Origin of the sequence: Halolamina salifodinae (genome assembly GCF_017874235.1) — an archaeon.
Classification (GTDB): domain Archaea; phylum Halobacteriota; class Halobacteria; order Halobacteriales; family Haloferacaceae; genus Halolamina; species Halolamina salifodinae.
Window position 1 is genome coordinate 19,409 of the sequence record NZ_JAGGLC010000006.1, and the last position, 22,119, is coordinate 41,527.

Annotated in this window: 23 protein-coding genes and 1 pseudogene; 8 read left to right on the top strand and 16 right to left on the bottom strand. The window is 64.5% G+C overall.

Annotated features, from left to right (window positions below; genetic code table 11):
* Positions 1-23 precede the first annotated feature (23 nt).
* Both J2753_RS12690 and J2753_RS12695 read right to left on the bottom strand, forming a co-directional pair.
* Positions 24-1,541, bottom strand: coding sequence for a TrkH family potassium uptake protein (locus J2753_RS12690; protein ID WP_245334643.1), 1,518 nt, complete (start codon positions 1,539-1,541; stop codon positions 24-26).
* Positions 1,542-1,678: 137 nt separating this feature from the next.
* Positions 1,679-1,951 (bottom strand): hypothetical protein, encoded by a 273-nt coding sequence (locus J2753_RS12695; protein WP_209492436.1) that lies wholly within the window; start codon positions 1,949-1,951, stop codon positions 1,679-1,681.
* A 307-nt stretch (positions 1,952-2,258) separates the two neighbouring features.
* On the opposite strand from J2753_RS12695, the gene J2753_RS12700 reads away from it, so the two are divergent.
* Complete coding sequence (locus tag J2753_RS12700) at positions 2,259-2,999, top strand: ribonuclease H-like domain-containing protein (RefSeq protein WP_209492612.1); 741 nt, start codon at positions 2,259-2,261, stop codon at positions 2,997-2,999.
* 41 nt (positions 3,000-3,040) lie between these two features.
* Positions 3,041-3,292 (top strand): hypothetical protein, encoded by a 252-nt coding sequence (locus tag J2753_RS12705; protein WP_209492437.1) that lies wholly within the window; start codon positions 3,041-3,043, stop codon positions 3,290-3,292.
* Here J2753_RS12705 and J2753_RS12710 read toward each other — a convergent pair.
* Positions 3,289-3,492: a DUF5800 family protein gene (locus tag J2753_RS12710; RefSeq protein WP_209492438.1), complete on the bottom strand. Its 204-nt coding sequence runs from the start codon at positions 3,490-3,492 to the stop codon at positions 3,289-3,291. The genes J2753_RS12705 and J2753_RS12710 overlap by 4 nt on opposite strands.
* Positions 3,493-3,651: 159 nt before the next feature.
* Between J2753_RS12710 and J2753_RS12715 the strand changes: the two genes are divergently transcribed.
* The 3 genes from J2753_RS12715 to J2753_RS12725 all read left to right on the top strand — a co-directional run bounded on the left by J2753_RS12715 (position 3,652) and on the right by J2753_RS12725 (position 6,690).
* Complete coding sequence (locus tag J2753_RS12715; RefSeq protein ID WP_209492439.1) at positions 3,652-4,539, top strand: polymer-forming cytoskeletal protein; 888 nt, start codon at positions 3,652-3,654, stop codon at positions 4,537-4,539.
* A 454-nt stretch (positions 4,540-4,993) separates the two neighbouring features.
* The gene (locus J2753_RS12720; RefSeq protein WP_209492440.1) at positions 4,994-6,175 is read left to right on the top strand and encodes a redox-regulated ATPase YchF; all 1,182 of its coding nucleotides are present in this window, start codon (positions 4,994-4,996) and stop codon (positions 6,173-6,175) included.
* Entirely contained in the window at positions 6,172-6,690 is a 519-nt protein-coding gene (locus J2753_RS12725; protein ID WP_209492441.1) for a hypothetical protein, read from the top strand. The genes J2753_RS12720 and J2753_RS12725 overlap by 4 nt, the downstream gene beginning before the upstream one ends.
* A 15-nt stretch (positions 6,691-6,705) precedes the next feature.
* Here the strand turns inward: J2753_RS12725 and J2753_RS12730 are convergent.
* The 4 genes and pseudogenes from J2753_RS12730 to J2753_RS12745 all read right to left on the bottom strand — a co-directional run.
* A pseudogene (locus J2753_RS12730) lies at positions 6,706-7,188 on the bottom strand (A/G-specific adenine glycosylase); the annotation flags it as partial.
* 41 nt (positions 7,189-7,229) lie between these two features.
* On the bottom strand, positions 7,230-8,027 hold the full coding sequence (locus tag J2753_RS12735; RefSeq protein WP_209492442.1) for a nucleotidyl transferase AbiEii/AbiGii toxin family protein: 798 nt from the start codon (positions 8,025-8,027) through the stop codon (positions 7,230-7,232).
* A gap of 2 nt (positions 8,028-8,029) precedes the next feature.
* Positions 8,030-8,860 carry a type IV toxin-antitoxin system AbiEi family antitoxin domain-containing protein gene (locus tag J2753_RS12740; protein ID WP_209492443.1) on the bottom strand — a complete coding sequence of 277 codons (831 nt, stop codon included), beginning with the start codon at positions 8,858-8,860 and terminating at the stop codon, positions 8,030-8,032.
* 238 nt (positions 8,861-9,098) lie between these two features.
* A complete protein-coding gene (locus J2753_RS12745) occupies positions 9,099-9,542 on the bottom strand; it encodes a hypothetical protein (protein WP_321168824.1) in 444 nt (147 codons plus the stop codon).
* Between the two features lie 217 nt (positions 9,543-9,759).
* On the opposite strand from J2753_RS12745, the gene J2753_RS12750 reads away from it, so the two are divergent.
* Positions 9,760-10,389, top strand: a complete 630-nt coding sequence (locus tag J2753_RS12750; RefSeq protein WP_209492444.1) for a DUF7437 domain-containing protein — start codon at positions 9,760-9,762, stop codon at positions 10,387-10,389.
* Positions 10,390-11,344: 955 nt separating this feature from the next.
* Here the strand turns inward: J2753_RS12750 and J2753_RS12755 are convergent.
* Together J2753_RS12755 and aspS are read right to left on the bottom strand one after the other, a co-directional pair.
* Entirely contained in the window at positions 11,345-12,295 is a 951-nt protein-coding gene (locus J2753_RS12755) for an A/G-specific adenine glycosylase (protein ID WP_209492445.1), read from the bottom strand.
* A 105-nt stretch (positions 12,296-12,400) separates the two neighbouring features.
* A complete protein-coding gene (aspS, locus tag J2753_RS12760; protein WP_209492446.1) occupies positions 12,401-13,705 on the bottom strand; it encodes an aspartate--tRNA(Asn) ligase in 1,305 nt (434 codons plus the stop codon).
* 265 nt (positions 13,706-13,970) lie between these two features.
* Between aspS and J2753_RS12765 the strand changes: the two genes are divergently transcribed.
* Complete coding sequence (locus J2753_RS12765; protein ID WP_209492447.1) at positions 13,971-14,291, top strand: hypothetical protein; 321 nt, start codon at positions 13,971-13,973, stop codon at positions 14,289-14,291.
* Between the two features lie 155 nt (positions 14,292-14,446).
* Here the strand turns inward: J2753_RS12765 and J2753_RS12770 are convergent, their stop codons facing one another.
* From J2753_RS12770 to J2753_RS12790, 5 genes are all read right to left on the bottom strand, one after another.
* Positions 14,447-15,385 carry a metal ABC transporter permease gene (locus J2753_RS12770; RefSeq protein WP_209492448.1) on the bottom strand — a complete coding sequence of 313 codons (939 nt, stop codon included), beginning with the start codon at positions 15,383-15,385 and terminating at the stop codon, positions 14,447-14,449.
* Complete coding sequence (locus J2753_RS12775) at positions 15,385-16,122, bottom strand: metal ABC transporter ATP-binding protein (protein ID WP_209492449.1); 738 nt, start codon at positions 16,120-16,122, stop codon at positions 15,385-15,387. The genes J2753_RS12770 and J2753_RS12775 overlap by 1 nt, the downstream gene beginning before the upstream one ends.
* Positions 16,122-17,159: a metal ABC transporter substrate-binding protein gene (locus J2753_RS12780; protein WP_209492450.1), complete on the bottom strand. Its 1,038-nt coding sequence runs from the start codon at positions 17,157-17,159 to the stop codon at positions 16,122-16,124. The genes J2753_RS12775 and J2753_RS12780 overlap by 1 nt, the downstream gene beginning before the upstream one ends.
* Before the next feature lie 120 nt (positions 17,160-17,279).
* Positions 17,280-18,617 (bottom strand): aminotransferase class III-fold pyridoxal phosphate-dependent enzyme, encoded by a 1,338-nt coding sequence (locus J2753_RS12785; RefSeq protein WP_209492451.1) that lies wholly within the window; start codon positions 18,615-18,617, stop codon positions 17,280-17,282.
* Between the two features lie 46 nt (positions 18,618-18,663).
* Positions 18,664-19,965: an MgtC/SapB family protein gene (locus J2753_RS12790; RefSeq protein WP_209492452.1), complete on the bottom strand. Its 1,302-nt coding sequence runs from the start codon at positions 19,963-19,965 to the stop codon at positions 18,664-18,666.
* Between the two features lie 77 nt (positions 19,966-20,042).
* Between J2753_RS12790 and J2753_RS12795 the strand changes: the two genes are divergently transcribed.
* Positions 20,043-21,239: an AI-2E family transporter gene (locus J2753_RS12795; RefSeq protein WP_209492453.1), complete on the top strand. Its 1,197-nt coding sequence runs from the start codon at positions 20,043-20,045 to the stop codon at positions 21,237-21,239.
* Here the strand turns inward: J2753_RS12795 and J2753_RS12800 are convergent.
* Entirely contained in the window at positions 21,236-21,514 is a 279-nt protein-coding gene (locus J2753_RS12800; protein WP_209492454.1) for a PadR family transcriptional regulator, read from the bottom strand. The genes J2753_RS12795 and J2753_RS12800 overlap by 4 nt on opposite strands.
* A 309-nt stretch (positions 21,515-21,823) precedes the next feature.
* Entirely contained in the window at positions 21,824-21,970 is a 147-nt protein-coding gene (locus tag J2753_RS12805; protein WP_209492455.1) for a hypothetical protein, read from the bottom strand.
* Positions 21,971-22,119: the final 149 nt, after the last annotated feature.

A 22,119-nucleotide genomic window follows, 5' to 3' on the forward strand; every position in this document is an offset into this window, starting at 1 on the left:
AGCGATGAGGTCGTGCATGTGGGTCACCGCCTGAGGAAGCTGTTAACCAAGACGAGGATGGGGATGATCTCGAGCCGGCCCATCCACATCTGGAAGATGAACAGGACCTCCGCGATCACCGGCATCCCCGGCCCGGTGATGCCGGCAGAGAGGCCGACGGTCCCCTGTGCGGTCGCGACCTCGAAGATCGCGTCCGCGAGCGTGAACTCCGAGGGCAGGACCGCCAGAAGCACGAACAGCGAGACTCCCAACAGAAGCAGATAGAGGAAGCCGAAAGTCGCGGCCGCCCGGATCTCGTCGTTCGCCTCGTCGGACTTGAACGTGCGCTGACCGATACGGAGGTCCTCGATAGCGTGCTTCGGGAGGAACACGCGGGAGACCTCCCAGATGATCCCCCGACCGATGATGTACCCACGGAGGATCTTGATCCCGCCGACGGTTGCACCTGCGGACCCACCGAGAAGCATCGCGCCGAGAACGATGAACACGACCGCACCGTCGTTCCAGTCACCAATGGCGGATGTCTGCCAGCCGGTCGTCGTCTGAGCGCTGATATACTGGAACAATCCGTCCCGGAACGCCTGACTCGTCGCTACTCGCCCGAGATATCCGGTTGGATCCCCGTTGTACGGAACCCCGACCCATCGGGCGAGGAACGCCGTCAGGACGAGGGCGCCGACGGCGAAGAACCCGAACAGCATACGAACTTGTGGGTCCCGGGTGAACTCCTTGAGGTCGCGTTTAGAGAGGACACCCCAGTACACGGGTATCGAAATCGCCCCCGTGATCATCGCGGGGATGTGAACGAGTTCCATCACGTAGGAGTCGTACCCTGCGATGGAGTCGTCGAGCGTGCTGAACCCCCCCGTGGACTGGCCGGTCATGGCGTGGTTGATGGCGTCGAATATCGTGTTCTCGACACCGTATCCGGGCTGGACGAGGAACGTCGCCACGGCGAGGTATACGGCTACGGCGGCGGTCACTCCGACGTAGATTTTCCAGATCGCGCGGGCGGTTCCGACGATACTCGGTCGGAGCTTCTCGCTACGCCCCTCCGATTCGTACAGCGACAGACCCGACGTACCGTGTGGCTGCCGGAGGATCGCCAAGGAGAGAACGATCATCCCCGCGCCGCCGATCCACTGCATCTGGGACCGGTACCAGAGGAAGCCGTGGCCGACGGATGGCTCTCTGACACTCATGGTGAGACCGGTCGTCGTGTATCCGCTCATGCTCTCGAAAACCGCATGCAGCGGGTCTCGGAAGTAGAGGAGGCTCGGTTGATAGGTCGCCCCTGCAGGGACAAACGATTCGAGTACCGCTTCCGGTGTGATGTAGGCGGCGAGCACGAACGGGATCGCCCCGAAGAACGCTGTCGCGGCCCAGCCGAGGGCGGCGACGATCATCGCGTGATGGCGCTGTGGCTCCGGGGCATTCTCGTTCAGCTTGTAGGATACGCCGCCAGCGAGCACGGTGATTCCTCCTGCGATCAGGAACGACAGCGCGCTGAACCACTCCTGGTAGAGGAGCGAGACGAGCATCGGGACGATCATCGACCCGCCGATGAGCACCTGCAGCGCGCCGACGTCCCTTAGAACGGTATCGGAAACCGGGCTGAAGCTGTACCGGGCACCAGCCGACGCAGTAGTTGTTTCGTTATCGGGCATTGTGTAAAGTATTAGATATTTTCGGTTCGAATGGCTTCCGTCACGGTGTCGGAGATGGCCTGTCCAAGGGCAGCGAATGAATCCTCCGCAAACATCTCCGCTTGTTTGACGGAGAGCTTGTCCGGCACGCGGCCACCGTTCTCGACGACGTGAACGACGGTAAGCCAGTTGTATGGGTACTGCTTGAGAACCCTCGTGGTTGCTCGTGCGTGGTCCTCATTGTCCATCGGAACCACGAGGTGGGCTATCAGAGGCGGACTCTCCGAACCTGTCGGGGCGCTCATCACACTCCACTCCGGAAGCGATCAGTAAATAACTACCGCCTAAACCCCCGCTACCGTTCCCTATATCGAAGATAGATTTCTGATCGTTTGTGCCAGCTTTCCACACTCTATCGCCCCGTAGCGCCCTTCCCCGAAGAAGCCATCTCTAGATCATATGAGCATGCATCAACAGGCCCGTTACTCGTTTGTGCTCGGTTCGGGATGCTTATCGGAGTCGGTGACGTAATCACGGTAATCTGAGGCGCGTCCGAAAACATCGACACCTGGCCCCAAACTACATCCATCCATGTCCAAACAACGTAGAAACATTGGTATCGAGAACTCCTTCATCCCCGTCCACGGCGTCGGCGAGTCCACCGAACGCCGGCTCTGGGGCGACGACATCACTCACTGGGACGATTTCCACCCGAGCGCCGTCGGCGCCAAAACCGGCGAGCGCATCACCGACTTCATCGACGAGGCCCGCCCCCGCCTCGACGCCGGCGACGCCGGCTTCTTCGACCAAGCCTTCCCCTCCGCCGAGCGCTGGCGCCTCTACGAGAACTTCCGGGACGGCGCGTGTTTCTTCGACATCGAGACCACCGGCCTCGACCACGACCGCAACGACGTGACCACCGTCTCGTTTCACCGCGACGGCGAGACGACGACGCTCGTGCAGGGCGACGACCTCACCCCCGAGAACGTCCGCGCGCAGTTCGACGCCGCCGACCTGCTGGTGACGTTCAACGGCAAGCGCTTCGACGTCCCGTTCCTCGAGGCGTCGCTGGGTTTCGACGTGAACACGCCCCACCTCGACCTGATGTACACCTGCAAGAAAATCGGTCTCTCGGGCGGCCTGAAGCCCATCGAGCGGGAGATCGGGATCGAACGCGACCGCCCGGACATCTCCGGCCGGGACGCCGTCCGCCTCTGGAAGGAACACGAACGCGGCGAGGACGGGTCCCTGGAGACGCTGATCTCCTACAACCGCGAGGACGCCGTCAATCTGCGGACGCTCGCCGACGAGGCGACCGAGCAACTCGACCGCCGGACGTTCGTCGACGGCTGAGGCCACCGACTTTTTGTGCCGACGGCGGGACCTCAGCGACGATGGGAGACGACGACGAGCGTACGGACGCAGAACTCGGCACCGATCCTGATCGCCGCCCGCCACGCGCGAGCGGTGGTGACAAGACCGTCCCGCGGGTGGACCTGTCGGTGCGGGACCTCTCGGTCTCGGTCACGGGCCGCTCGGAGGACGACCTCGAAGCCGTCGAAGCGAGCGCTGTGGGGCTGATGTCGTTTCTCGTCGAGGAGATGGACGAACTCGAAGAGGGGCCCGACGAGTACGGCCTGAGTTAGGCCGACTGGACGATGTCGCCGATTCGCCGTGGCTCACCCGAGAGCGACGGATCCTCCTCGACGACCTGCAGTACCTCGTGGTCGGTCACGTCCGGGAACGACTTCTCGGTCGCCTCTTCGACCAGCGCCTTCTCCAGTCGGAACTCGGTGCCCTCGTAGACGACGTCGACACCCTCCTCGTCGAACGAAAGTACGGTCATACCCGGCGTAGGCGGTCCGGAGGGTTAACGTCACCCTTCGACGCCGACGCAGCCGTCGGGCACCCCCGCCGGACTCCGCGTGTGGGCCGCCCTACCTACCGTATTCCGTACATGTGTCTGACGGAGCCTTTTAACTATGGAGACCCCATCCCCGGCTATATGTCGCTCCGTCAGGACCCGCTCGACGAACTGTCCATCCCCAGCGGCACCGTGGTCGAGGAGCACGACCTCGTCACCGACGGTGACGTGCTGGTGGGTGGGCAGTCCACCGTCGAGTTCGGGGTCCGCGGTCGCTCGGTCGCGGCCGGCGAACGGAGCAGTTTCGGCGGCCACATCGAGGCCGAGAACGACTGTCGGCTGGACATGTGGACCGACGTGGACGGCGACGTGCTGGTCGGCGAGGACGCCTACCTCGGCGAGCGTGCCCGGATCGGCGGCCAACTCATGGTCTCGGGCGACCTCGACATCGGCGACGACGTCGAAATCGAGGAGGGGTTCGAAGCCAACGGCTGGATCACCATCCGGAACCCGATGCCGACGCTGGTGTTCTACTTCATCGTGCTCTCGCAACTCCTCCGACTCGGTGAGGAGGAGGCCGCCGACGATCTCGCGTACGCACTGGCCGACGGCGGCGAGGCCGGGCAGGCGCCGCTGGTGATCCCGCGAGGTTCCTCGGTCTCGGACGACGCGTGGCGCGTCTCGACGCCCGCGACCATCGGGTCGGACTGCCGGCTCCACGGCAACGTCCGCGCGACGGCGGTCACCATCGAGGAGCGTTCGGAGCTGTTCGGCAGCATCCGCGCACGCGGCGACGTGCATCTCCACTCCGGCAGCGTGATTCACGGCGACGTGACCACCCGCGACGGCGCCGTCACCATCGAGGCCGGCGCGAACGTCCGCGGGGACATCTCCTCGGTCGACCTGCGCGTCCACGAGCGCGCGAACGTCGAGGGGACGATGCGCGCCGACGGCGAGATCCAGTTGGTGCAGGCCAACGACGGCCCCGAGGAGCAGGAGAACCCGCAGGACCAGACGCCGGATTTCTGAGGAATCGTCGACGTACGTTTGCTCGATCAGGCAGCGGCGCGAATCGCGAGCACCTCCGGGTGCGAGCAAGCGCGAGGGACGAATGAGGCGAGCGTAGCGACGCCGAACGAGTCGGTTGGGGAGGATGTGGACGGTGCTGTCGGGTGTTCCCGTGAGCGAAGCGAACGGGAGCCAGCGAGACGCGAAGCGTCTCGCGTGGGACTGAAAGGGGCTGGCCGCTCGGGGAACCCGGAGGAAGCAAGGACCGCAGCCGAACGGAGTTCTCGCGAGCGGAGCGAGCGAGAGCACGGCAGAGCTTCGCTCTGGCGGAGTGAGGCGAGGACCGCAGCGACTCCCGGGAGCCGAGCGGGCAGGGGCTTTCCCGGTGTTGGTCCTGCAAGCCGTTCCAACACCACCATCGACCAAAGAGCATCGACCGAAAGGCAGTTGCCACCATCCCCTGAACCAAAACCAAATGCTCTCGGTCGCGCTCGCGGGGAAACCCAACGCCGGCAAGTCCACGTTCTTCCAGGCCGCGACCCGGGCCGACGTGGACGTGGGGAACTACCCGTTCACGACCATCGACCCGAACCGCGGCGTGAGCCACGTCCGCACCGAATGCCCGTGTCTCGACCGCGACCGCCGCTGTGACAGCGACAACTGCCGGGACGGCAAGCGCTACGTCCCCGTCGAACTGCTCGACGTGGCCGGCCTCGTCCCCGGCGCCCACGAGGGCCGCGGACTGGGCAATCAGTTCCTCGACGCGCTGACCGACGCCGACGTCATCCTCAACGTCGTCGACGCCGCCGGCGCGACCAACGAGGAGGGCGAACCCGTCGAAGTCGGCACCTACGACCCCACGGAGGAGGCGACGTTCATCGAGGAGGAGATGGACCGCTGGCTCGCCGGCATCGTCGACCGCAACTGGGAGAGCGTCGAGCGCAAATCCCGCTCGCCCGACTTCGACATCGACGAAGCGCTGCACGACCTGCTGACTGGCTTCGGCGCCGACGAGTACGACGTGACCGCCACCCTCCGGGAGATGGCGTACCCCGAGAACCCCCGCGAGTGGACCGACGACCACCGCGAAACGCTCGCGGAGGACCTGCGCGCCCGCACGAAGCCCATCGTCCTCGTCGCCAACAAGATCGACATCGCGCCCGAGGAGAACATCGACGCCTTGCGCGAGACCGACAAGCCGGTCGTCCCCTGCACCGCCGACGGCGAACTCGCGCTGCGCAACGGTGCCGACGCGGGCATCGTCGACTACGACCCCGGTGACGAGGGCTTCGAGATCCTGGGCGACGTGAGCGACAAGCAGGCGGCCGGCCTCGAGAAGATCCGGGAAACCATGGCCGAACACGGCGGCACGGGCGTCCAGCAGTCCCTGAACGAAGCCGTCTACGGCCTGCTCGACCGGATCACCGCCTACCCCGTCCAGAACGAGTCGAAGTGGACCGACGGCACCGGGAACATGCTCCCCGACGCGTTCCTCCTCCCAGATGGATCGACGCCGAAGGATCTGGCCTACGCCGTCCACTCCGACATCGGCGAGGGCTACCTCCACGCCGTCGACGCCCGCGCGGGCCGGCGGATCGGTGAGGACCACGAACTCGAAGAGGGCGACGTGATCAAAATCGACTCCACCGCCTCATGAGCGTCGACGACTTCCGTACCCACGACGGCCGCTGTGTCGTTGCCGAGGACCGCCTCAGGATCCAGCCGGGTCGTCGCGGCCTGTTCGGCACGCTCCAGCAGGCGCTGACCGACGACGAGATCCCGCCGATTCGGCGGGCAGGCGTCGCCCTGTTCCTCGTCGCCGCCGCCGTCGGCGCCGTGCTCGCGGTCCGCACGCTGCCGGTGTGGTTCTCGGGCGCCATTGCGGGCTTGCTGCTGGCGTGGTTGGCCTGGAAAGCAATCCAAAGCCGCGACGGCGAGGGCGAAGTGGTGATCCCGTTCGCGGATATCGAGGGGATCGAACCGGAGTACGGCCTCCCCCTCCTGACCCGGCCGCGGTTCGTGATCCGCTACCGGTCGGAGGGCGGCGTGAAACGGCGCTACCTGCTCACCCCCTCGCGGCTCTACGGGTTCGGCGCCTACGAGCGCGGGAAGGATCTGTTCGAGGAAAGAGGGCTGTTGGAACAGCCAACCCCCGACGACGAAGCGGCCTGAAAACGGATCGCTGCGCTACTGAAGCCGGGCGACGCGCTCGTCGCCCTCGTTCTCCACCGCGACCAGTCCATCGTCGGCCAGATCGTCGAGCAGTCCCTCCAGCCACTCCCGGCCATGCTCGCCGTCGGGTGTGTAGTCCACCCGGATGCGGTGGCCCAGATCGTCCAGTTCGACCGCGTCGTGATCGCTCAGCGCGCGGACGATCCGGCCGCGGAACTGCCGGCGCGAGCCCTCGAAACTCGGCTGGGTCGGCACGTCCGGTGCGGTGAAGTCGCCCGATTCGTAGGCGTGGCACCACTTGCGCCACGGAGAGCCAGCCTCGTCGCAGTTGGGTGATTTCGTACAGGCCACCCCACCGAGTTCCATGATCGCGTTGTTCCAGACCCGCGACTTCCCCTCGGGCATGAGTTCCCGCGCGGCGGCCTCGAACGCGTCGTCGTCGTCCGGCACGTCGAACGCGCGGTCTGGTAAGCGTACCAAATTCGTGCCACAGAGCGCTGGGTCAGTTACACCCCTCCGGACGAGTGTCACTCAGGTTGCTATTCGTCTACTAACGAACCGACGTAGTCTTCGAGCGTGCCATAGACCGTGTTGAACTCGGGAAGACCCGCAACCAGGTCGGGGAGCGTATTCTGCCAGCCGTCACGGATTTCATCCCGTTTCTCCCCGGGAAGTCCATCTCGGAGGTCGATGTCCAGACCATCGTGTTCACATTTCCGCGTGAATGCCGGAAGAATAACCGTGTCATCAACGTCAGCCTCGGTAATCATCCGATAGAGATCGTAGTAGTCACGAGCCTGTGATCGCTGATAGAGCGCTCGCAACTTTTCTGCGAAAATCTCCTCCAAGCTGTATGCGGTCAACTCGAATTCGGGGACAGCCTCGTAGCTGTGTTGATGGCTTTTCGGGGAGAACGTAACGTGTTCGTCGATCATAACGTCGAGACTCGTTGTGTTCTTCTGACCGAGTACAGCGTTGTATTGGATGTCGATGTCGGCGTAGTGTGTCGGATACGCTTCTTTCTGGAGTTCGCGGTGTTTGGTCACCTCGAAGTCGATACCGGAAGCTCTGGAAGCGTCTGCGAGTACGTCCCGCAACTCCGCTTCGCTCCCCTGGTACTCTCCCTCAACACCGAAATCGAGATCCTCCGAATAGCGCCACGTCTCCGGGAAGTACAACTTACTGAGCGCAGTTCCGCCCTTGAACAGTAGGTTGTCGCCGTAGGGACTCGTATAGATCGCCCACAAAATCCACGAATTGACGTAGTTCTTCTCCGCGTAGCCGAGGCGAACATCCAGCTCTCTAGCCAGCCGTCGTAGTTGCGCTTCGGAGATCATTATCAGAAGTCCTCCGGCTGGAACGACTCGGAGCTGACGTTCAGGCGGAGTTGGTACGTGCTGTCGCGGGTCCCCGTCGCTTCCCTCGTCGGATCGAGCAACGGGTACCCAGTCGTGAAGTTCCCGACGAGGTCCCAGTACTCCGGAAGGTCGATGTCCAACTGGTCGGCGAGGTAGACGATTCGTTTCGTTGCGGCACCGTTCCCAACTCGCCGCAGGTACTCGACGACTCGGTCCCACGAACACCGCGTTTCGGCAGCGTTCTGCATCGCCTTCGCAAGCTCGTCAATGCCTCCACAGAACTCCGGATGGTCGGCACAATCGACCAGTGTTTTCTCGACACTCGAAAGGTTCACTTGGTTCGACCCAACCGCCGTCGGTTGGTAGCCGAAGAATTTCTGCTCAGTAACTGTCACCGGTCGATAGGTAACCCCGTGGATTTCGCGTTCCTGGGCGCGCTCTGTCGTCACGATGTACACAGTACGGGACAGCTGCTCTGTAAGCCCGTGATGATTCATCGCACTCCGGTACCCGATGTACATCGGCTCCACGAGTGCGGACGCGATCACGAACTCGTGTTCGGTATGGACTGCGTTCTCACCCGCAGCGAGTGGCAGGATGAGATACTTCCCATGCGCGATCCGCTCAAGCCAGCCTTTCTCCTTGAGCGTATACACCATGTCCTTTGCCGACTTGCGGGGGATGTCGAGGACATCCGCGATGTCACTGATGGTGATGACCTGTTGGCCCTCACTTGCAAGCCGTGAGAGTGCCTGCGATTCACGTGTCGACAGGCTCTTTCTTTGGATCTCTTCTTCGTTTGTAGGCTCCATGGCCGCTCAGCGCACATAGAATCTAAATCCGGACGGGAATAAAGGTACTCGTTGAGATCTGATCTAGTGAAAGTCGCCTTGATGGCCGCCCATAGAACATAGAATCAAAATATAGTGTGAAATAAAATGGTCTAGCTCTGTTGAAATCCTCACCCGGTAACAGGACTAGTAGTTGAATCGCTAAGTACAGAGCGTGAGGCTATCGGAGGAAGCCCTGAGTCGCTCCTTCCCATCGGAATTAATCTGCAACCGTGGGGGATTCGGTTCGGTTCTTATTGCTCAATTCGCTCATGCCTGCCCCCAGACCAATGCCTGCGGCTGCGACGCCCGTCGCGAGAAACATGAGAGGAACCCGAAACCCGCCGAGTGGAAGGTCGGCGTGGATGGTGAACGGCGGGATACCGGCGACCAACAGAGCAAATAGTAGTTGGTGGAGAGTATCTGAAGGGTGCAGATTTCGGCGATTCTGTGTCAAAGACCACCCGGCGATTGCCCAGACTGCTCCGAGACACACCAACAGTTGCACACTCTCCAGTCCCTCAACGTAGTTGACGCCAGCCACAGCCACTCCAGCAAGGCCGCCAACCGCCAACGATTTTGGATAAACCATGATAGAATATTTAGCTCTGAATACAAGAAATTTCGGCTGGATTTCTAACTGGTGGCCGATCGACTCGCACACCTACTGAGCGGCTGTTTCACACCGATATAGATGAGGAAAACCCGCCTCGATGTGGTGAGTCGATTCGGTAAGTACAGGCTATGGATTTGTCAATTAACCCTCAATCAAGGGCAGGTCAGTGAAGACTTGTCTCAGCCTATCTCGGATGTCCTGAATAGATCGTAGATTTGGCTGTTCGACCCCAAACTCTTAGTACATAGTTCGCGTACTATAGACTATGTCGGACGCCCCAGCCTCTGTTCAGCCACCGGATGCAGGACACACTGCCCACCGGTTCTTCGTCATCCAGGAATTGCTGGGCACCCCCGAACTCGCCCGTTTCTACACGGACCTCCTGATCAATACCCCGACAACGATCACGGCTGCCCGTGAGCGTCAGGACTTTTCCAAGAGTACCGCGTACAAGTACGCCAACATGCTGGCGGAGCTGGGCGTCGCGGAGGAACTGGACGAATACCAAGACGGTTCAGCACTCTGGCGTGCTGACCCTGTGAGTGGCGACTGGACCGATGAGATTACCCTTGAATTCGGGCCCGCCATCATCGCCGTCTACGGGGCCACCAGCGTTGACGACGATCTCGAACTCTACGTTGACCGTCACGGGAAGGCGGCGCTAGCACCGGCGGTAATGGGCACGATTACCTACCTACAGGGTGAGGCGACCCGTCGTGGTGTCGCTGACGACCTTGGTATTCCTGCTGTTGAAGCAATCGCGGTCACGCAAGCAATTGAGAGAATCCTTGCCGTTGTGAAGGAGTTCGACCCGACGCTCAGCGAAGTTACGTTTGAGGCGGACGTCCACGAGCGGGCAATCGAACAGGGTCCGTACCAGCGCGCCGATGAGTGAGGACCATCCGTCGCCGTTCCCAACGGGTCTCCTTCTTGATACGAGCTTCCTCCGAACTATCGGTGGAACTGGGAGTGACGCCTATCAGACTTCATTCAATACGTCAAAGCGGAGGGTATCCATCTGCATCTAACCCCCGGTGTTGTGGAGGAGGTATCAGAGCAACGGGGATACATCAGCATTGACTGGGTGGATCGTGCAGATACGACGGAGTGGATCACACTCCTTGATTCCGTGCAGCCGGGAGTCCGCGTTCACGACGGACCGCGTGCTGGGGAGGTCATGAATCGAGTCCACGAGCGACTGGCGAAACTTGAGCAGGCAGCCCCAGATGAATTGCGGAAGACCGATTCAGAGCTCCCCGCAGCTGCTGTAATGCTTCTTGGCTCGACAGCGCACGATTCCGTTGGCATCTTGATTGACGACCGGAATGCAGAACAAGCGATGTCTGGCGTGATCAATAATACGTACTATGAGGGGAGAATTCGGATAATCAGCATCTGGGAGGCAATGGGACAGATGGAATCATAATACGGTGAATCTGGGTAACCCAACTAACTACGTTTAACAACAGAGGGGAAGAGTCGCACTTCCGCATATGAGTAACGAGAACTGACTTTTTGTGCCCTGTTGAAATCCTCAGCCGAGAACAGAACTGGCACGGGTGATTGTTAGATATAGACGAACCTCTTTTCGCCTCGGGTGCGCTTCGCGCACCGCTCGACGAAAACCCGTTCATGCCAAAAAGCCAGTCTCGCTACGCTCGACCGGGGAATCGCGCTCACTACCGGGTCCTTCGGACCCCTCGTTCGCGCGAACGCTCGTGGTTACTGCACATACCTACTTACCGGCTGTTTCACCGCAAATAGTGTCTGGTCTATAGGATTTCAACAGAGCCAATAGCCCTTATCGTACGTTATCATTCGATGACTCACAGGAAGTCATCAGAATCAGACTATTGGAGTCGAGCAGTTGTCTGCTCCTTCCGTTCCTTAATCTGGACGAGGCCGTCGTCGGCGAGGTCAGAAAGGAGACCTCGCAGCCACTCTTGCCCGTGCTCACCGTCGGGTGTGTAGTCTACTCGAATCCGATGGCCGAGCGTGTCGAGGTCCATCTCGTCGTGTTCGCCGAGGAGTCGAACGATCCGGCCGCGGAACTGTCGCCTGCTCCCCTCGAAGCTTGGTTGGGTCGGCACGTCTGGCGCGGTGAAGTCGCCGGTCTGGTACGCGTGACACCACTCGCGCCAGGGGCAACTGGCCTCGTCACATCGTGGTTTCTTCCCGCAGGCGACACCGCCGAGTTCCATGATCGCGTTGTTCCAGACTCGCGACTTCCCCTCGGGCATCAGTTCCTGCGCGCCGGCCTCGAACGCGTCGTCGTCGTCCGGCACGTCGAACGCGCGGTAGGTGACGCGCTCGACATTCGTGTCGACGACGGCGTTCCCGGTGTTGAACGCAAAAGAGGCGACGGCGTTGGCGGTGTAGGGGCCGACACCCATCAGCTCCTCCAGTTCGTCGGGCGTCTCTGGGTACTCGCCGCCGTAGTCGTCGACGACCTGTCCAGCGGCCTCGTGGAGGTACTTCGCGCGGTTGTTGTAGCCCAGCGAGTGGTCAGTCCAGAACGCCACCACGTCGCTGCGGTCGGCGTCAGCGAGATCCTCGACGGTCGGCCAGCGCTCGCGGAAGTCCTCCCACGCCGAGACGACGCGGTCGAGTTGGGTCTGCTGGCTCATCACCTCGCTGACGTGGATCTCGTAGGCGTCGTCGGTCTGGCGCCACGGGAACGGCCGGTGGTCGGCCTCGTACCACTCGATCAGCGCCTCGCGGACGGCGTCGAGGTCCAGATCCGGCGGGAGCGGGGAGTCGCCGGCCGAATCGGCGGCGTCGGCGGCGTCGACATCGGTCATGGTCGGGGCTCGGGTCCGGCGTCGCTTATGCGGCGTGGTTGCGGCGCGCGTCGGTGCAGAGAAAAATGGCGTGCAGCACCGGGGCTCGCCCCCGCTTCTCGCCGCTCAGGGTTCGAGTCGGTCGGGGTCGCGCGGGAACAGGATGGCCTCCTTGATGTTGTCCAGATCGGCCAGCCCCTTCACGAGGCGGTCGATGCCGAGGCCGTAGCCGCCGTGGGGCGGGACGCCGTAGCGGAACGCCTCGAGGTAGAACTCGAAGTTCTCGGGGTTGACGCCCTGTTGCTCCATCATGGCGATCAGGCGGTCGATGTCGTGTTCACGCTGGCCGCCCGAGGAGAGCTCCTCGCCGCGGTAGAGCAGGTCGAACTTCCGGGAGGCGATGTCGTCGCCCTCGACGTTCTGTTTGTAGTAGAACTTCTCCTCCGGGTAGCCGACGACGAACACCGCGGGGTGGCCCTGCTCGGCGAAATGCTCGCCCAGCAGCCGCTCGCCCTTCGTGTCGAGGTCGGTCGGATCGTCCGGGAAGTGGCCGAACTCCTCTTCGAGGATGTCCAGCGCCTCGTCGAAGGTGAGTCGCGGGAACGGCTCCTCGGGGAGCACCGGGTCGGCGTCGAGCAGGTCGAGTTCGCGCTGGGCGTTCTCCTGGACCGCCTCGATGGCCGCACGCAGGGACTGCTCCTGGACGTCCATCACGTCGTGGTGGTCCTCAACGTAGCCGAGTTCCACGTCGAACATGGCGATTTCGGAGACGTGCCGCGAGGTGGCGAACTCCTCGGCACGGAACGCGTGGCCCACCTCGAACAGGCGGTCGAAGCCGGCGGCGACGAGGAGCTGTTTGTACAGCTGTGGGCTCTGGGAGAGGTACGCCTCGCGGTTGTAGTAGACGACCGGGAACAGGTCGGCGCCGCCCTCGGCGCCGGCCGTCGAGAGCGCGGGCGTGTCGACCTCCTCGAAGGACTCGTCGTAGAACCACTGCTTCATCGCCTCCATCGCCTTCGAGCGCAGCGAGAACACGGCCCGAGTTTCGGGATCGCGAACGTCGAGGTGGCGGTTGTCGAGTCGCGTCGAGAGGTCGGCGTCGACGTCCTTCGAGACCTCGAGCGTCGGCGCCTCCTTGGCCTCGCTCACGATAGTCAGGTCCGTCGGGACGAGTTCGACGCCACCGGGGGCCTGATCGGTCTCGGAGACCTCGCCGCTGAGCTGGATCACCGTCTCACGGTCCAGCTCCTCGGCCTGCGCGAACAGGTCGGGCTCGCGGTCCTCCTTGAAGACGGCCTGCATCGTCCCGGTCCGGTCCCGGACCATGACGAACAGGATGCCGCCGAGGTCGCGGGTGTCGTGGACGTGGCCCGCGATGGTCGTCGTCTCGTCGTCGGTCGATACGTCGTCGATGTAGGTTCGTTCGAGCATGTGTGGATGTCGGTCGGTGTAGTCAGCGCGCTGTACGGCACGGGGCGTCGGTCGGAGGAAGAGGGTGGTGCACCTGCTTACGCAGGCGCATTATTCGTCGTGGACGACCGGCGAGCCACTCGCTGTACGGGGACACACGCGACCGAACGGCTCGTAGTCACCATCGTGTATCGGGATCAGGCCGACGACCGCAAAAACCGTTACGGTGCCCGCGTCCCCGGTGTGAGCCACAAGCCGTATTCGCCGCGACCCACACCGCTCAAGCATGAGCCTCGACGATCTGGAGGAGACGATGACCGCGAACTACACCGCGCTGGGCGAGGAGACGACCGTCGGTCTCGACCCCGAGACGCGCAACGAACTCGCGATGCTGTCGGCGGCGATGGGGACGGATACCGACGAACTGCTCCGCCGCGGGATCCACGCGCTGTTCCAGCAGGCCGTCCGCAGCGGCGATCTGGACTTCCACCTGCGCACAGGCTACGACGTGACCTACGACGAGTATCTTGCGGGCAGGACCTACGAGGAGATGAGCGGTGGGGATCGGTACCCCGAGCGCGACGAGGACCGGCAGTACACGATGTAACTCGACCTTTTGCAACTCGACCTTTTGCTGCGGGCCCCCGGAGGGGCCCTGGCAAAAGCTCGACCAAAAGCCTGCGAGCCTCCCTTCGGTCGGCTCTTGGCCTCGCCTTTGGCGAGGGCTCAACCCTTGTCCGCAGCCGGCCACCGCGAACCGCCCTACTCCTGCGCCCGAACCGCGAGCATCGACGCCACGTACACCGCGATAGCGACGAGGACGATTGTCCCGCCGGCGGCCACGTCGTAGAGGTAAGAGAGTGTCACGCCGGAGAGGGTCGCGACGAGTCCGGCGCCGATGGCGCCCGCGATAGAGCGCTTGAACCCCCGAATGGAGGTCGCGGCGGCGGTCGGAATCACCAGCATCGCCGCGACCAGAATCACGCCCATGATCTGCATGGCGCCGACGACGACCACCGCCGTGAGGACGGCGAGCAGTTGGTTGTACCGGGTGACCGAGAGGCCGGCCGCGCGGGCGCCCACCTCGTCGAACGTGACGTAGAGGAGGGGGCGGTAGAACGCCGCGACGGCGGCGACGACGACGACGCTCATCGCCAGCAGGATCGCCGCGTTGCCCCGCGAAACCGTCGCCAGTGAGCCGAACAGGTAGGCGTTGATCCCTACCGCGATACCGCCGCCGGTGGCGGTGATGAGCACGCTCCCCACCGCGAAGGAGCCAGTCAGCACGATTGCCAGCGACGTGTCGCGGTACGCGCCGGCGTAGTCGATTAGGCTCTGGACCAACAGCGCGGCGAGGGCCGCCACCACCAGCGCCGAGAGCAGCGGCGGCACCGTTACCGCCGCCAGACTGTTGACGAAGAGGCCTGCGGCGACGCCGGCGAACGCCGAGTGGGCCAGCGTGTCGCCGATCATCGCCATCTCCCGGTGGACCAGAAAACTCCCCACCAGCGGCCCGATCAGTGCGATGCAGAGCGCCGCGAGGTAGGCCCGCTGCATGAACGGGAACCCCAGCATCTCGATGCCGGTCAGCGCGGCGAGCACGTCCATCACCGACCCCCAGAGGACGTCGAGCACGAACGAAATCGCGCCGTCAAGGCTCTGGAGCGGGCGAGCGACGGTAGTGAGTGGTTGTCCGGACATCAGTGTTCGTGGTGGACGATGGACTGGCCGTCGCCGTAGGCGGCGGATAAGGCGTCGGTCTCGACGAACGTCTCGGGGTCGCCGTGGAAGTAGAGTTCGCGGTTCAGACAGGCGATCTCGGAGGCGCGGCTGGTGACGACGCCGATGTCGTGTTCGATCAGCACGATGGTCATCCCCTCGTCGTTGAGTTCGCCGAGCAGGTCGTAGAACGCCTCGCGGGACTCGGCGTCGACGCCGACGGTGGGTTCGTCCAGCGCCAGCAGGTCCGCCTCGGCGGCGAGTGCCCGGGCGATGAACACGCGCTGGCGCTGACCGCCCGAGAGCCGGCCGACCCGGCGCTCGGCGAGATCCTCGATTTCGACTCGGCGGAGCGCGGCGTCGACGGCCGCGCGGTCCTCGTCGGTGAAGCGACCGAACAGCCGCCGGGGGTAGCGACCCATCCGGACGACTTCGCGGACGGTGACGGGCATCTCACCCTCCGTCTCGGCGACGTCCTGCGGGACGAATCCGACCCGCTTGCCCGTTTCAGAGGCGTGGGCTGGCTGGCCGAACAGCCGAACCGAGCCGCTGTCGGGGCGCCGGAGCCCGATCATCAGTTCGAGTAGGGTGGTCTTCCCGGAGCCGTTTGGGCCGACGAGCCCGAGGAAATCACCCTGCTCGACTTCGAGCGATACGTCTTCGACGACCGGCCGGTCGCTGTAGGCAAACATCACGTCTTCGACCTCGACGACCGCCATTACGTCTCGAGTGCGCGCTCTAACGTTGGAAGGGTTACGCTCTCCATCACCTCGACGTACCCCCAGCCCTTCTCGGCCCACGCCTCCGTCCGACCCGGCATGGCCGTCAGCGGGAGCACCGCCTCCGCGTCGGTCTCGGCGACCAACTGCTCGGCGGCCTGTTGGGACTCCAGCGGGTCCGCACAGACGTACCGCAGGTCGTGTTCGGCGATGATCTCCTGTGCTCGCTCGATGTCCCGCGGCGTCGGCCGGTCGTCGGGCGAGACGCCGGTGAGCGCCTCGACGTGGATGTCGTAGCGCGCCGCCAGATATTGGAAGGAGTCGTGGCCCGCCACGAGCAGCGTGTCGACGCTGCCGGCGGCGACGACCTCGGCGATCCGGTCGTCGAGGGCGGCGAGTTCCTCACGGAACACCGTGGCGTTCTCGGCGTACGCCTCCTCGTTCGCCGGGTCGACCTCGGCGAACGCCGCCTCCACGGCGTCGACGGCGTCGGCGGTCCGGGTCGGGTCCATCCAGAAGTGCGGGTCGGCGCCCTCGTGGTCGTGTTCATCGTGGCTCTCCGTGCCGTTGTGGGCTGTTTCCGTGCCGTCGTGGCTCGTCTCGGTCCCGTCGTGGTCGGTGTGCACCTCGTCGTGCTCCCCTTCGTGCCCACCAGCGGGCAGCAGGTCGACGGTTCGGCCGGCGTCGACGGCCATCACGTCGGCGTCGTCGGCCGCCAGATCCGAGAGCACGTCGTCGACCCACGGCTGGAACCCGGGCATCCCGTGGACGAACAGGTCCGCGGCGTAGATCTCCCCCCGCACGCGCGGACCCGGCTCCCAGCCGTGGCCGTGCTGGCCGACCGGGACGAGCAGATCGGCGGCAGCCGCGTCGCCCGCGACGTGGGCGGCCACCTCGCCGAACACGAAGAAGGAGGCCTGCGCCGTGGTCTCCCCCGACGCCGTCGCCTCATCGTCGCCCCCGGCACAGCCGGCCAGCACGGCGGCGCCCGACGCGGCGGCCGCCGTCAGCAGTCGGCGTCTGGTGAGATCCCTCATTGGTTATTAAACTCAATTTTGTGCTTAATAACCTTCGCATCGGAGAACGGAGTGCCGGACCCGCCGCTGTTGGAACGGCGGTAACGGGGTCAACGGGCGAAGGAACGGGCGCGCGTCGCCTCAGTTCGACGCCTCGATGGCGTCGATCAGCAGGCTCGCGCCGAGTTCGATCTCGCGGTCGGTCACGTCCATCGGCGGCAGCACGCGGATGGTTTTCTGGCCGCAGGCGAGCAGCAGGAGGCCGCGCTGGAAGGCGGCGTCGACGATCTCGTCGCGCAGGTCCTTGGTCTCGAAGTCGATGCCGAGCATCAGGCCCTTGCCGCGAACGCTGGTCACGCCGTCGAGGTCGGCGTCCCGGAGGATCTCCTGGAACTGCCGGCCGCGCTCGGTCGCGTTGTCCAGCAGGTCGTACTCCGCGATGGCGTCGATAGTGAACGCACCGCGCGCGGCGGCCAGAATGTCCCCGGCACCCCACGTCGAGGAGAGGCGGCTGGTCTCGTCCGGGAAGATGTCCGAGTCCGAAACCGTGGCGCCGACGCGCATCCCCTTCGCGGAGGTGATCACGTCCGGCTCGAACGGGTAGTGCTCGGAGGCCCACCACTCGCCGGTCCGACCCAGCCCGGACTGGATCTCGTCGGCGATCAGGGTGATGTCGTGTTCCTCGGTGACCTCGGCGACGTCGCGGGCGAACGCCTCGCTGGGGAAGCGGTAGCCACCCTCGCCCTGAATCGGTTCCATGATCAGGAACGCGACCTCCTCGGGGTTGACGTGGCCCGTCTTCGGGTCGAGTTTCGAGCGCAGCGCGGACGTGCCGCCCGCGAAGTAGCCACACTCACAGAACGAGGGCGCCCCCTCACACGAACAGTACGGGAAGTCGTGTACCGACGAGATCTCGGGGAAGCGACGGCGGTACACCTCCTTCGAGCGGTTCAGCGAGAGCGCGCCCAGCGTGCGCCCGTGGAACGCGCCCTCGAAGGTGAGCGCGTACTTGCCCAGCGGGTTGTTGTCGTAGGAGATCTTCATCGCGTTCTCCACGGCCTCGGCCCCGGAGTTCGAGAGGAACACCGTATCCATGCCGAACTCCTCGGCGGTGGCGGTGATGCGGTCCATCAGCCCCGCGGCGCCCGGCAGCCCCTCGCCCGGTGGCTTGCCGTCGGAGGCGTAGAAGTCCTGTCCGGCGATCTTCACCGGGTCGAACAGGTCGAACTCCGACATCGGCTCGGTGATCTTCGGGTTGTTGTACCCCAGCGGCGCCGCGGCGACGTGGCTGGTGAAGTCCATCAGCACGTTGCCGTCGACGTCGGTGCAGAAGGGGCCCTCAGCGGGCGCCGTGTGGTCCCACACGAACTCGTAGACGTACGTGCTCGGTGCGGCGAACTCGTGGTGATAGTCGACCCACTCCCGCGCGCGCTCTCCGGGGAGGCTGTGAACCTCCGGCTCGACGGTATCCCGGTCCATGCTTGGGCGAGCACGCCACCTGTTGTTAAGCTGGCGGTCGATGGGATCAGAAGCCGCTGCCGAACACCACCGCGCCGGCGGCCGCGAGCGCCGTAATCACCAGCAGGAGTGTCGACCAGACAGTCACCGCGCGGGCGAACGGCCGCGGGCCCGAGAGCGTGAGCCCCGCTTTCACCGCGATGCTCGACGCCGACGCGAGCAGGACAGCGATCACCGCGGGCCCGGCGGCGACGCCGCCGCCGATGTAGAGCAGCGTCGCGGAGGTGGTCGCCCCCGCCGAGGAGACAAGTCCCGACAGCACGGCGCTGATGTACAGCCCCGCGGTACCGAAGCGGGCCTGCGCGAACGCCGAGCCCACGAGGATCACCGCGAACACGCCGCCAAAGGCCAGCGCGTTCCGCAGCGAGAACGGGCTCTCGAGGTCGACCTCCAGTTCCGCGTCCCAGTCGGCGGTCAGCGCGGCGGCGCCGACGCTCGCCAACACCAGCGCCCCCAGCGGCACGACGGCCGCGACCAGCGGCGCCTCGCTCGCAGTGAGGGTAAAGAAGAGAACGATACCGAGGTTCCGGGCGGCCATCGCCGCGTCGGCCAGTAACACGGCGGCGACGGCGTACTCCGTCACCGACTCGCGCTGGCGGGCGTGGTCCAGCATGGACCCGACGACGGCCGTCGACGACGCCAGCCCGCCGAAAAAGCCCGTGATTGCCACGCCGCGGCCGCCGTAGGTCCGCACAAGCGCGTAGTTGGCGATGCCAATGCCCGCGACGGTGACCACCATGAGCCACGCCACGCGGGGCGGGAAGGCGACGCCGAACAGCGACATCTCCTCGGCGGGCAGCAGCGGGTAGACGACGAACGCCAACACCGCGAACTCCGTCGCCGAGCGGAGTTCCGCGCGGTCGAGGCCGCCCGCGAACGTGTGGAGTTCGCGTTTCAGCACCAGCAGCGCCGAGGAGAGCACTGCCACCGTCACGCCCTCCGTCACGAGGCCGGCGGCGACCAGCGCGCCGATACCGTAGGCGACGAACATCGAGACGCTGGTCGTCAGCGAGAGCGAAGGGTCGACGGCGTCGCTCTGTAGCTCCCGGACCGCCAGCAGCCCACCCATCAGCAGGACGAGCAGCCCACCCACCGCCAGCAGCGTGCCGCCGGCGTCGATACGCGCGGCGAGCATCGTCGTCGTCGCCCCCGAGAGCGTCAGCAGCGAGAACGTCCGGACCCCCGCGGATTTCTCGGACCACTCGCGTTCGAGGCCGAGAAAGAGCCCCAACGCGGCCGCGATGAGGAGCCGGACCACCGGCTCCGAGAGGGGCGCGGCGAAGACGGTGTCGGCCTGCAGCGGCAACATGGGTGGCTACGTACCGCCCCCCGCGTCATAAATGTCCGCGGGAACACGCTTATGCCCGCCCCGGGCCCCCTACGGGCATGGATCTCTCGAGCGTCGACACGGGCCAGTTCGCGTGGTGGTCGTTCGGCCTGGCGCTCGCGGCCGCACTGGTGTTTGTCGCCTACTCCTTCGTCGGCACGCTCGTGTTCGGCCTCTTCATCTACTACGCGACCCGGCCGATCTACCGACAGTTACGCCGTGCACTCGACAGCCCCAGCCTCGCGGCCGCCGTGTCGCTGGTCGCGCTGGTGCTGCCGGCGCTGGCACTGATCAGCTACGCGCTGACAATCGTGCTCCAAGAGATCGACCGCTACGCCACCGACACGCCCATCGACCTCGGGTGGTTCGGCATCGACCCCGACGACGTCGAGGGGATCGCCGACCCCGAGAGCCTGCTCCAGAACGGCCTCGAGGGGATGCTCTCGTCGTCGAACATCGGCGACGTGATCAGTTCGCTGGAGTCGGTGTTCGGCACCGTCGCCGTGCTCGGGATCGCCGCGATCCACCTGTTCGTGATGCTGGCACTGGCGTTCTACCTGCTTCGGGAGGATCACCGGCTCTCGCGGTGGTTCTTCTACCGCTTCGGCGACGAACGCGGCATCGTCGAGAGCTTCTTCGGCGCCGTCGACCGCGACTTCAACTCCATCTTCTTCGGCAACATCCTCAACGCGGTGTTGACCGGCACTATCGGTGTGATCACCTACTCGATCCTGAACGTGTTCGCGCCGGCGGGGGCGTCGATTCCGACCCCCGCGCTGGTGGGGCTGCTCGCCGGCATCGCGAGCCTGATCCCGGTGGTCGGAATGAAGTTGGTGTACGTCCCGGTGGCGATTGCGCTGTTGATCCAGTCGTTCCTGGCAGGCATCCCCGGCGGGTTCGCGTTCGTCATCGCGTTTGCGGTGATCTCCTTCGTCGTCGTCGACACCATCCCGGATCTGGTGCTCCGGCCGTACGTCTCCGGGCGGTCGCTCCACGTCGGCGCGCTGATGCTCGCGTACACGCTCGGGCCGCTGCTGTTCGGCTGGTACGGCATCTTCCTGATGCCGATGGTGCTGGTGTGTGTCGTCCACTTCGCGAAGATCGTGCTGCCGGAACTGCTGTCGGGAAGCCCGATCGAGCCGTACGCTATCGACCCGGGGCACATGACCGTCGAGACAGCGCCGTTCGAGGACGCCGAACCCGGGTCACTCGCGGGGGAGTCGGGCGGCGACGCCGGCGAGGCAGACGGAAGCTAATCGAGGTCGACGTACTGCGACTCCCACTCCCGACGGGCCTCGATCTCGCGGGTGCCTCGCCGGGTCAGCGTGTAGTAGTTCGTCCGCCGGTCACGCTGGCCCTTCTCGACCAGCCCTTTGTCGACCAGCGTGTCGAGGTTGGGGTAGAGTCGGCCGTGGTGGATCTCGGACTCGTAGTACTCCTCTAACACCTCTTTGATCGCCAGCCCGTGGGGGTCGTCTTTCCCCGCGATGACGTACAGCAGATCGCGCTGGAACCCGGTGAGGTCGTACATCGTGTATGTGCACGTATTTTTTCGGCATGTTGATCAACTTTTCGCTGATTCATGCCTGCCGGTCGCTACCGCCGGTCTCCGGTCGGTACCGACGTGACAGTCTACACTACTACTCGAACGGTCCAAGGAAATCGACCGACGGCGTCGATACTGGCGAGTTGACGAAAGTGAACGCCGGGCGGGACACAGAAAAGGTGCCCGTCGCCCGGCGGTCGAAACGGTCCCCGCTGACGCTTCGGCCCTCCAGACGAAGCGTCACCCGATGCTTGTGGGTGGCACGGTTTAAACGTAGCGTTGCTCCGGATGGGACTAGATATGTTCCTCCTCCAGCGCCCACCCCAGCGCCCGTTTGTAGTAGGTGAACATCTCCCTGACGCCCTCGTGGTTCATCTCCTCGCTGTCGAGCTGTTCTTGGAGAAACTCGTACTGCTCTCTGATCTCCGCCTCGTCGCGCATGGGCCGCCGTTGGGCGCGCGGGCGCTTGGGTGTGGCGGGCGCCGACGGGGGAGCAACGCCGATTCCGTCCCTCGCTGCTCACGGGTCACGCCGTTCCCCGTTCGCTTTCCGAGCCTGTTTGCCGCCACGCTCCGCGTGGCGTTTTCCGT